Source organism: Mycobacterium sp. (assembly GCF_046095365.1).
Classification (GTDB): Bacteria; Actinomycetota; Actinomycetes; order Mycobacteriales; family Mycobacteriaceae; genus Mycobacterium.
Genome location: NZ_JBJTJF010000171.1, coordinates 1 through 10,411, shown reverse-complemented (window position 1 = coordinate 10,411; position 10,411 = coordinate 1). Strand labels below are relative to the sequence as shown.

Here is a 10,411-nt window from a genome sequence, read left to right as displayed (position 1 = left end):
CCTCCCGCCCCAGCGCCGGCCGGCTGACGCCCCGCCGCCGAGTTCGGTTGGGCAGCTGCCGAACTCGGGCGGCCGGTATCTAAAACCCGTCGGATTCGACCGCGTGCGGCCGACCTCCGCGGCCGTGGCCCGCAGGACTGGAGCCGGCCCGTCTCCCCGGCCCGGGTGAGTCCGCGAACGCCAGCACGGCACGCAACGCCTCGTCGACGGTGGCCGCCTCAAGCGTGCGCAGTCCCTCCGGAGGTGTTCCACAGCCCTCCGGGACCACCGCCGCGGTGAACCCCAGGCGCCCGGCTTCGGCCAGGCGGCGTTCCATGCCAGTCACCCGCCGCAGATCCCCGGCCAGGCCCACTTCCCCGAAGACCACCAGGGTGGCCGGCAAAGGGCGATCCGCGACGGCGGAGGCCATCGCCGCGGCGACCGCCAGATCCGATGAGGGGTCTGTCAGTCGCATACCGCCGACGGTGGACAGGTAGATGTCCAGCATGCCGATCGGGACCCCGGCGCGTTTGTGCAGCACGGCGGTGATCATCGAGACCCGGGCCTGGTCCATCCCGCTGACCACGATCCGGCGCGGCGCCCCGTCATGGTTCGGCGGGGTCAACAGCGCCTGGATCTCCCCGATGAGCGGACGCTTGCCGTCCAGCGTGACTGTGACCGCGGTTCCCGATACCGGGTTGGCGCGCTGGTCGAGGAACAGGCCGGAGGGATCGGCCACGCATTCAATTCCATTGTCCTGCATGAGGAAACAGCCGACTTCGTCGGCTGCGCCGAAACGGTTCTTGATCCCGCGGACCATCCTGAGTGCGGTGTTCCGGTCACCCTCGAAGTGCAGCACCACGTCGACGAGATGTTCCAGCGAGCGGGGGCCGGCGATAGCGCCGTCCTTGGTGACGTGGCCGACGAGCACCAGCGCGACCCCGGTGGATTTTGCCGCGGCGGTCAGCGCGGCCGTGACCGCGCGCACCTGGGTGACCCCGCCGACCACGCCGTCGGTGTCGGTGGCGGTCATGGTCTGGACCGAGTCGACGATCACCAGGCTCGGTTTGACGGCGTCGATGTGGCCCAGGACGTGTTGCACATCAGACTCGGCGGCGAGGTAGACCTCGTCATGGGTGCATCCGGTGCGCCCGGCCCGCATCCGGATCTGTCCGGCCGACTCCTCGCCGGAGACGTAGAGGGCGCGGCCGCCGCCCCGGGCCCACCGGTGGGCCACCTCCAGCAGCAGGGTGGACTTGCCGACCCCCGGATCCCCGGCCAGCAGACTCACCGACCCCGGCACCACCCCGCCGCCGAGCACCCGGTCCAGTTCACTGACCCCGGTGGGGTGGTGGCGGGTGCGGTCGGGATCGATCGAGGTGATGGGAACTGCCGGAACCGGCGGCTCAGTCCCCCGCTGTGGCAATCCGGCGACGGCGCTCAGCGTGGCGAGTTCGTCGACGGTGCCCCACGTCCCGCACTCGGGGCAACGCCCGAACCACTTGGCAGTGAGGTGGCGGCACTCCGAGCAGCGGTACTGCGCACGGGTCTTGGCCACGCCGACGACGCTATCCGCTGGCGGTGACAAAACCGCGGACGCGCGCGGCGGCTCAGGGGGCTTTCAGGGGGCTTTCAGGGGGCCGTGGGAGGGCTACCGACTCAGCCGGGCTCGCCGGCAGAGATCGGCACGGCGAGGGTGGTCGATCCGGCCTTGGCGAAATTGAACGTGAAGTTGTAGTTCAGTCCGTTGGTGATCGGTTTGGTCAATGTCACCGAGGCGGTCGTGGGCGCCGCGCCGCCCATCGCCTGCGCACCCGACTTGGGCGCGACGACCAGGGCCCGGCCGGCGGGAACGGCCCCGTCGCCGCTCATCGCCACCGTCCCGATGTCGGAGGTGATGCTCACCAGTTTGTCGTCGACGTCGGGGGAGTCGTTGGCGGCCACGAAGACCAGCGGCACCACCTTGCCCGGCTGCATGAAGTCGCTGCTCTGGGTGGCCTGCAGGTGCACGTTGCGCAGCGCGATGTTCTTGACGCCGGCCGACATCCCGTTCACCGCGGCCTTCTGGCCCGCGACCTGCGAGATCTGGCCGGATCCACAGCCGGTGAGGAGCACGCCACAGGCCGCCAGACCCGCGGAGGCGGCGACGAGGCGGGTGGAGAAGAGGTTCACTGCAGCCTCCTGGACGGCCGTGCGGTCGGCGCCGAAAGGCCGCCGCTGTTCGACTATGCACAGTAGTAGGTCGCGCGGCCCCGCGGGTAGACAAGGACGGTTTAGCCGCGGTGGTCGCGGCCGGAAAATCGCGCCGATACAGATATTTCCGCACCTGTCAAGGCCCGGTGTTCAGCCGCGGTGCCCCTGACCTGCACCGTTGGTCCGCAGGCCTTTGTGGCCCGTGCTAGCATTAGGGTGTGAAAGGGGCTCGAATCTGATGATTTTCAAGGTCGGAGACACCGTTGTCTATCCACACCACGGTGCTGCGTTGATCGAAGCGATCGAAACCCGGACCATCAAGGGCGAGCAGAAGGAGTACCTCGTCCTGAAGGTCGCCCAGGGTGATCTGACCGTTCGAGTACCTGCTGAGAACGCCGAATACGTGGGCGTACGCGACGTCGTCGGCCAGGAGGGCCTGGACAAGGTCTTCCAGGTGCTGCGGGCGCCGCACACCGAGGAGCCCACCAACTGGTCGCGCCGCTACAAGGCCAACCTCGAGAAGCTGGCCTCCGGCGACGTCAACAAGGTCGCCGAGGTCGTTCGCGACCTGTGGCGCCGCGATCAGGAGCGCGGGCTGTCGGCCGGTGAGAAGCGGATGCTGGCCAAGGCCCGCCAGATTCTGGTCGGTGAACTTGCTCTGGCCGAGAACACCGACGACGCCAAGGCCGCGACGATCCTCGACGAGGTTCTGGCCGCCGCCTCCTGACTCCGGCGACGGTGTTCGGTGTCCGAAACGGTCGCGGTCGTCCCGGCGGCCGGCTCAGGTGAGCGGCTCGGCGCCGGCCTGCCCAAAGCCTTCGTCGATCTCGGCGGTCGCACCATCCTGCAGCGCGCCGTCGACGGCCTGCTCGCCTCCGGCGTGATCGACCGCGTCGTGGTGGCCGTCCCGTCGGACCTGGTGGCCCGGACCGCCGCCGCGCTCGGCGATCGCGCGGCAGTGGTCGAGGGCGGCCCGGAACGACACGACAGCGTCCGGCTCGCCCTCAGCGCCGTCGGTGATCCGGAGTTCGTCGTCGTCCACGATGCCGCGCGTCCGCTGACGCCGGCCGAGCAGATCCGGCGGGTCGTCGCGGCCCTTCGTGACGGCGTGCGCGCCGTTATCCCGGTGCTGCCGGTCGCCGACACCATCAAGGCCGTCGACGCCAACGGCGCCGTTCTGGGGACACCGGAGCGGGCCGGATTGCGCGCGGTGCAGACACCGCAGGGGTTCCAGACCGAGTTGCTGCGCCGGGCCTATCAGCGGGCGGGGGTGACGTCGGTGACCGACGACGCGTCCCTGGTCGAGAACCTGGGTGCGCCGGTGCACACGGTGGCCGGTGATCCGCTGGCGTTCAAGATCACCACCGCGCTCGATCTGGCGCTGGCACGTGCGGTGCTGGACCCATGACGCTGCCCCGGGTCGGTATTGGCACCGACGTGCACCCGATCGAGGCGGGGCGCCCGTGCTGGCTGCTCGGATTGCTGTTCGACGGCGCCGACGGCTGCTCCGGACACTCCGACGGCGATGTCGCGGCGCACGCGCTGTGCGACGCGTTGCTCTCGGCCGCCGGCCTCGGCTACCTCGGCGGGGTGTTCGGCGTGGACCAACCCCGATGGCGAGGCGTCACGGGCGCCCAGATGCTCGAGCACGTGCGGGATCTGCTCACCGCGAATGGATTTGCGATCGGCAACGCCGCGGTCCAGGTGATCGCCAACCGGCCGAGGGTCGGACCACGCCGCGACGAGGCCCAGCGCTTGCTGTCGGATCTGTTGGGCGCGCCGGTGTCGGTCGCGGCCACCACCACCGACGGGCTCGGCCTGACCGGCCGCGGCGAGGGGATGGCGGCGGTTGCGACGGCTCTGGTCACCCGGGCTTCCCGGTAAGCTGCGACGTCGTGACCACCGGCCTGCGCCTGCACGACACCTTCTCCGGTGAAGTGCGCGACTTCGTGCCGCTGCGCGCGGGTCAGGTCTCGATCTATCTGTGCGGCGCAACCGTTCAGGGCCTGCCGCACATCGGACACGTGCGCAGCGGCGTGGCCTTCGATGTACTGCGGCGCTGGCTGGTGGCCAAGGACCTCGATGTCGCGTTCATCCGCAACGTGACCGACATCGACGACAAGATCCTCGCCAAGGCCGCCGAGGCCGGACGACCGTGGTGGGAGTGGGCCGCCACCCACGAGCGGGCGTTCACCGCCGCCTACGACGCGCTCGGCGTACTGCCCCCGTCGGCCGAACCCCGCGCGACCGGACACATCACCCAGATCGTCGAACTCATCGAGCGCCTCATCGACACGGGCCATGCGTACACCGGGGCGGGCGACGTCTACTTCGACGTGCTCAGCTTTCCCGACTACGGCCGGCTCTCCGGTCACCGGATCGACGACGTTCATCAGGGCGAGAGCCTGGCCGCCGGCAAGCGCGACCAGCGCGACTTCACCCTGTGGAAGGGCGCGAAACCCGGCGAGCCGTCCTGGCCCACGCCCTGGGGCCGCGGCCGGCCGGGATGGCACTCCGAGTGCGTTGCGATGGCCCACGAGTATCTCGGCGCGGAGTTCGACATCCACTGCGGCGGAATGGATCTGGTTTTCCCCCACCATGAGAACGAGATCGCCCAGGCCAGGGCGGCCGGGGACGAATTCGCCAGGTTCTGGCTGCACAACGGCTGGGTGACCATGGGCGGGGAGAAGATGAGCAAGTCGCTGGGCAACGTGCTCGCCGTTCCCGCTGTGCTGCAACGGGTCCGGCCCGCCGAATTGCGGTACTACCTGGGCAGTGCCCACTACCGGTCGATGCTGGAGTTCACCGAGACGGCACTGCAGGACGCCGCCCGGGCTTATTCGGGAATCGAGGAGTTCCTGCACCGGGTTCGCAACCGGGTGGGCGCGGTCGTCCCGACGACCTGGACGCCGAGGTTCGGCGCAGCACTCGACGACGACCTCGCAGTCCCGGCTGCGCTGGCCGAGATCCATGCCGCCCGGGCCGAGGGCAACCGAGCGCTGGACAGCGGAGATCACCAGACGGCCTTGGCCAGAGCAGGTGAAATCCGTTCCATGACAGCAATTCTGGGCTGTGACCCGCTCGACGAACGCTGGGAGACCCGCGACGAGACAGCAGCCGCTCTGGCTGCTCTCGGTGTCCTCGTCGACGCCGAGATTCAGCGTCGCGACGAGGCCCGCCGGCAGCGTGACTGGTCCGCCGCCGACGAGATCAGGGACCGGCTCAAGAGGGCCGGGATAGAGGTCACCGACACCGCGGACGGCCCGCAGTGGTCTCTGCTCGACGGGTCCGCCGGCTGATGGCCGGCAACTCAAGGCGTCGCGGCGCGATCCGCAAGGAGGGCACCAAGAAGGGCCCGACGAAGGGATCCGGCGGGGTACGACGGCGCGGCCTTGAGGGGCGCGGCGCCACCCCGCCGGCGCACATGCGGCCCGGGCATCCGGCGGCCAGGCGAGCGGCTAAGGCGGCACGAAGACCGGTCAAGCCGACCGGTGAGACCGAGACCGTCCTGGGCCGCAACCCGGTGCTCGAATGCCTGCGGGCCAACGCGCCGGCCTCAGCGCTGTACGTGGCGCTGGGCGCCGATGCCGACGAGCGGCTGACAGAGTCGGTGACACTGGCCGCCGACCGCGGCATCCCGATCCTGGAGGTGCCGCGCCACGACCTGGACCGGTTGAGCGCCAACGGACTTCATCAGGGCATCGCCCTTCAGGTTCCGCCCTACGCCTATGCGCACCCCGACGACCTGCTGGCCGCCGCGACCTCCGACGTGCAGCCCGCGCTGCTGGTGGCGCTGGACAACATCTCCGACCCGCGCAACCTCGGTGCGATAGTGAGGTCGGTTGCGGCGTTCAACGGTCACGGGGTGCTCATCCCGCAGCGCCGGTCGGCGTCGGTGACCGCGGTGGCGTGGCGGACCAGCGCCGGCGCGGCGGCCCGGGTGCCGGTCGCGCGGGCGACCAACCTCAACCGCACGCTCACCGACTGGGGGCAGGCGGGACTGCAGGTCGTCGGGCTGGATGCCGACGGCGACACCACCCTCGACGAGTTCGACGGATCCGGTCCGCTCGTGGTGGTGGTCGGTTCGGAGGGTAAGGGCCTGTCCCGGCTGGTACGGCAGAACTGCGATCTGGTGGTGTCGATCCCGATGGCCGGGCCGGCCGAGTCGCTCAACGCCGCCGTCGCGGCCGGTGTCGTCCTGGCCGACGTGGCGCGCCAGCGCCGGAGCCGCTGAGCAGCCGGGCGTCAGGCCCAGGGGTCGGTGCGCTGCCACAGCGTCGGCAGGTGCAGGGCCACCCCGTCGCGTTCGGCCAGCGCCTCGAGCACCCGCATCGTGACGTCCAGGTCGTCGCCGGCGTAGGGCAGCGCCCGCGGTTCCTCGGTCAGCGGGCGGAAGAAGTCGTCCCAGTGGATCAGCACCACCTGACGCGCCCCCACCGTCCGGACGGTCTCGTTCCAGTACTGCCTGATGTAGATCTCGGGCTGGACGCCCAGCTGGCCGACACCGAGGTAGGCCACGTCGGCGAGCCGCCCGGCCAGGGCTCCGGGCACGAAGCCGGCGCTTCCCTGGACCAGCAGCCGCCGACCGCTGGGGCGGTGGTGCACCAGGGTCGACCACGCCTCCCCGCAGCGGTACACCGACGCCTTGACCGGCGGAACCACCGGGGCGCTGATGTGGCCCGGGAAGCGGTCGGGCGGGCAGTGATGCGATTCGACCAGCGTCACCTCGAACGAACCGAGGCTCATCGGTTCCCCCGGCGTCGCGACGATGATGCGTTCCTCGGGGAGTCCCTGTCCGCGTGCGATATTGGCCGCCGACTCTCCGCCCACGACGACGGCACCGGTGCGTTGGGCGACCGCCGCGCTGTCCAGCGCGTGGTCGTAGTGCGTGTGCACCGGCAGCACCGCGTCGAGCCGCCGGATCCCGGCCCGCTCGAGCGCGTCGTCGATCCGCGAGGCCGAGGGACTGAGCTTGCGCAGGCCCACGTCGAGCAGACCCGGCCGCGAGAAGAAGCCATCGGTCAGCACCGCTGAGGTGCCGTCGTCGAGGAGCAGCGTCGACACCCCGATCCAGGTCACCGTGAGGGGAGCCCCGGCCGCGGCCGGTCGCAGGTCGAAATGCTCGCGGTAACGGGTGAGGTCGGGACGGCCCAGCTTGGTCCGCATCAGGTGAACGCCGCCAGTTCCACCCCACCGGCCAGCAGCCGGTCGCGCACGGCGGATGCGATGGCCACCGCGCCCGGTGAATCTCCGTGCACGCAGACCGATTCCACCTTGACCGGGAGCACGGTGCCGTCGACGGCGGTGACGGTCCCGCTGTCGACCATGGAGAGGACACGCTCTGCGATGAGTCCGGGGTCGGCCAGCACCGCGCCGGCCTCGCCGCGGGGCAGCAGCCGTCCGTCGGGCAGGTAGGCGCGGTCCGCGAACGCCTCGGCCACGGTGCGCAGGCCGATCGCACCGGCTTCCTCGAAGAACACCGAGCCGGCCGGTCCGAGTACCGGCAGTCCCGGATCGACGGCGCACACCGCCTCGGCGACGGCGCGTGCCTGCTCCCGGTCGGCGACGATCGTGTTGTACAGCGCCCCATGGGGTTTGATGTAGCCAAGCGTAGATCCGGCGGCCCGCGCGAGGGCCTGCAGCGCACCGATCTGGTAGATCACGTCGGCGGTGAGCTCGGCCGGAGCCACCTCGATGCGGCGCCGGCCGAATCCGGCGAGGTCGAAATAGCCGACCTGGGCGCCGATCCGCACCCCGCGCTCGCCGGCGGCCCGGCAGGTCCGGGCAAGACCGACGGGGTTGCCGGCATGGAAGCCGCAGGCGAGATTGGCGCTGGTGACGATGTCGAGCATGGCCGCGTCGTCGCCGAGTTCCCACACCCCGAATCCCTCGGCGAGGTCGGCATTGAGATCGACGCTGGCCATTCCCTAAGACTATGCCGCCCGGTGGCTTCGCCGGCTGACCGCCCAGCACACCAGATAGATGACGAACGAGATGGTGGTGACGAACACCGACACCGGCACGCCCGGCGCCAGCGAGAGCACCAGACCGCCCACCGCGGCCAGCTCGGCGAACAACACCGACGCCGCGATCGTCGCCGGCGGCGAACTGAAGATCCGGGCGGCCGCGGCGGCGGGAGTGATGAGCAGCGACATCACCAGCAGCGCACCGACGATCTGCACCCCTTGGGCCGCGGTGAGGCCGACCAGTGCGGCGAACACGATGCCCAGGGCGCGCACCGGCACCCCGCGGGCGGCGGCGACCTCGGGGTCGGCGGTGGCGAACAACAGCGGGCGGTAGCTGACCGCCAGAACGGCGACCACCAGGACGGTCACCGCGCCCAGCAGCGCCAGCCCGGAATAGCCCACGCCGACGATCTGGCCGGTGAGCAGCGCGAAACTTGTCCCGGCGCGACCGGGATAGAGGTGAATGAACAGCACGGCCAAGCCCAGTCCGAATGCCATCACCACCCCGATTGCCGAGTCTCGCTCCCTGGCGCGCTGGCCGAGGACGCCGAAAAGTATTGCGGCCATGGCACTCCCGATCAGGGCGCCGAGTCCGACGTTGAGGCCGGCAAGCAGAGCGAAGGCTGCTCCGGTCAGTGACAATTCGCTGGAACCGTGCACCGCGAAAGACATCTGGCGCATCACGATGAATGGGCCGATGAGTCCGGCCACCAAGGCCAGCAGTGCCGCCGCCACCAGCGCCTGCTGGACGAAGTCCCGGCGCAGCAGGTCGGCGGTCACGTCGAAGGCGAACAGGTCGTCCAGCAGATGGGTGAGCCTGTCATTCATGGTGGTGCCCGTGGGTGTGTCCGGAGTGGTCCAGGTGCTCGCCCACGACGACGTAGCGGTCGCCGACCTGAACCACGTCGATGTCGGCCTGGTAAAGCTCGGACAGAGTTTCGGAGGTCATCACCTCGGCAACCGTGCCGATCCGGAATCGGCCACCGACCAGATACAGGACCCGGTCGATGTAGGGCAGCACCGGATTGACCTCGTGGGTCACGAACAACACCGCGGTGCCGGTCTTCCTGCGCTGGTCGATCAGCCCGGCGACGAGCCTGGCGTTGCCGGGGTCGAGATTGAGCAGCGGTTCGTCGCACATCAGCAGCACCGGATCTGTGGCGAGCGCCTGGGCGATCCGGACTCGTTGCAGCTCCCCGCCGGACATCACCCCGACCGGCACCGGGCCCAACTCCAGCGCGCGCACCTGGGTCAGTGCGCGCAGCACCGCCGCACGCCGGGCGGCGCGACCGGCCGGGCGCAGCGGGACCACGCCCCACCGGTGTCCGTCCACACCCAACTGGACCAGGTCGCGGCCGCGCAGTGTCAGGCCGCGGTCGACGCCGCGGTGTTGGGGCACGTAGCCGATCCGGTCGCTGCCGGCGCGGACCGGTTCGCCGTCGACCAGTGCCGTCCCGCCGCTGAGCGGCAACTGCCCGAGCAGCACCTTCAGCAGCGAGGTTTTGCCGGTGCCGTTGGGGCCCAGGACCGCGATGAACTCCCCGGCCGAGACCGTCAGATCGAGGTGGTCCCACAGCACCCGGTCGCCGAAGGCCAGCCGGGCGTCGGTCAGCGAGACCACCGGGTGCCGCGCGGACACCTGCTACCGGCCCTGTCGCAGGGCCGCTGCCAGGCGGTTCACGGCGTCGTTCTGCCAGGTGAGGTAGTCGGTTCCGGCCGGCAGGGTCTCGGTGACCGCGACGACCGGTACGCCGGCCCCCTGCGCGGCGGCCCGCACCTGCCGGGTGGCCGCTGTGACGGTCTGGTCGTTGAACACAAGTGCCGCGACCTGGCCCCCGTTCATCAGGTCCAGCACCGCAGCGACGTCGACCGGGGCGGGGTCGGTATCTTGCTCGATCGCGCTGGTGAACCCCGCGGGAGTCTTGTCGGTAAGACCGGCGGCACGCAGCAGATAGTGAGCGACCGGCTCGGTGGCGACGACGGCTGCCCCGGCATGTTCGGCGGCGAGTGCCTTCTCACTTACCCGGATTTCATCGGCGCGGCGGACGAATTCCTCGGCGCGGGAACGATATTCGGCGGCTTTCGCGGGATCGGCCGCGGAGAGCCGCGCGGCGAGGTCGTTGGCTACCGCCCCGGCGGTGCCGAGGTCGTAGAAGACGTGCTCGTTGGCCGGCGCAGGCTCACCGACCGCCGCGGCGTCGAGCAGCGAGTAGGCGTCGACGGCCGGCACCTCGGGATGGTTGTCCAGCACGGCCTGCACCCACGGGTCGTAG

The 10,411-nt window shown here is 70.5% G+C and carries 12 protein-coding genes; 5 read left to right on the top strand and 7 right to left on the bottom strand.

Annotated elements, in window-relative coordinates:
• Positions 1-79: 79 nt before the first annotated feature.
• Together radA and ACKOQ4_RS13150 are read right to left on the bottom strand one after the other, a co-directional pair.
• Positions 80-1,537 carry a DNA repair protein RadA gene (radA, locus tag ACKOQ4_RS13155; protein ID WP_526292517.1) on the bottom strand — a complete coding sequence of 486 codons (1,458 nt, stop codon included), beginning with the start codon at positions 1,535-1,537 and terminating at the stop codon, positions 80-82.
• A 101-nt stretch (positions 1,538-1,638) separates the two neighbouring features.
• Positions 1,639-2,151, bottom strand: coding sequence for a copper chaperone PCu(A)C domain-containing protein (locus ACKOQ4_RS13150; protein WP_526292515.1), 513 nt, complete (start codon positions 2,149-2,151; stop codon positions 1,639-1,641).
• 259 nt (positions 2,152-2,410) lie between these two features.
• Between ACKOQ4_RS13150 and carD the strand changes: the two genes are divergently transcribed.
• From carD to rlmB, 5 genes are read left to right on the top strand one after another with little or no spacing between them, the layout of a single operon-like run.
• Positions 2,411-2,899, top strand: a complete 489-nt coding sequence (gene carD, locus ACKOQ4_RS13145) for an RNA polymerase-binding transcription factor CarD (RefSeq protein WP_020100886.1) — start codon at positions 2,411-2,413, stop codon at positions 2,897-2,899.
• An 18-nt stretch (positions 2,900-2,917) separates the two neighbouring features.
• A complete protein-coding gene (gene ispD / locus ACKOQ4_RS13140) occupies positions 2,918-3,580 on the top strand; it encodes a 2-C-methyl-D-erythritol 4-phosphate cytidylyltransferase (RefSeq protein WP_526292512.1) in 663 nt (220 codons plus the stop codon).
• Complete coding sequence (gene ispF / locus ACKOQ4_RS13135; protein WP_526292510.1) at positions 3,577-4,056, top strand: 2-C-methyl-D-erythritol 2,4-cyclodiphosphate synthase; 480 nt, start codon at positions 3,577-3,579, stop codon at positions 4,054-4,056. The genes ispD and ispF overlap by 4 nt, the downstream gene beginning before the upstream one ends.
• Before the next feature lie 11 nt (positions 4,057-4,067).
• Complete coding sequence (gene cysS, locus ACKOQ4_RS13130) at positions 4,068-5,471, top strand: cysteine--tRNA ligase (RefSeq protein ID WP_526292508.1); 1,404 nt, start codon at positions 4,068-4,070, stop codon at positions 5,469-5,471.
• Positions 5,471-6,406, top strand: coding sequence for a 23S rRNA (guanosine(2251)-2'-O)-methyltransferase RlmB (gene rlmB / locus ACKOQ4_RS13125; RefSeq protein ID WP_526292506.1), 936 nt, complete (start codon positions 5,471-5,473; stop codon positions 6,404-6,406). The genes cysS and rlmB overlap by 1 nt, the downstream gene beginning before the upstream one ends.
• Positions 6,407-6,417: 11 nt before the next feature.
• Here the strand turns inward: rlmB and ACKOQ4_RS13120 are convergent, their stop codons facing one another.
• The 5 genes from ACKOQ4_RS13120 to ACKOQ4_RS13100 form a co-directional block, all read right to left on the bottom strand.
• Positions 6,418-7,338: an MBL fold metallo-hydrolase gene (locus ACKOQ4_RS13120; RefSeq protein ID WP_526292504.1), complete on the bottom strand. Its 921-nt coding sequence runs from the start codon at positions 7,336-7,338 to the stop codon at positions 6,418-6,420.
• Positions 7,338-8,096, bottom strand: coding sequence for a LamB/YcsF family protein (locus ACKOQ4_RS13115; RefSeq protein WP_526292502.1), 759 nt, complete (start codon positions 8,094-8,096; stop codon positions 7,338-7,340). The genes ACKOQ4_RS13120 and ACKOQ4_RS13115 overlap by 1 nt, the downstream gene beginning before the upstream one ends.
• A gap of 9 nt (positions 8,097-8,105) precedes the next feature.
• Positions 8,106-8,966, bottom strand: coding sequence for a metal ABC transporter permease (locus tag ACKOQ4_RS13110; RefSeq protein ID WP_526292500.1), 861 nt, complete (start codon positions 8,964-8,966; stop codon positions 8,106-8,108).
• Positions 8,959-9,777, bottom strand: coding sequence for a metal ABC transporter ATP-binding protein (locus tag ACKOQ4_RS13105; protein ID WP_526292498.1), 819 nt, complete (start codon positions 9,775-9,777; stop codon positions 8,959-8,961). Before ACKOQ4_RS13105 ends, ACKOQ4_RS13110 begins: the two co-directional genes overlap by 8 nt.
• A gap of 3 nt (positions 9,778-9,780) precedes the next feature.
• A partial coding sequence (locus ACKOQ4_RS13100) for a metal ABC transporter solute-binding protein, Zn/Mn family (protein WP_526292496.1) occupies positions 9,781-10,411 on the bottom strand: 631 nt, incomplete at its 5' end.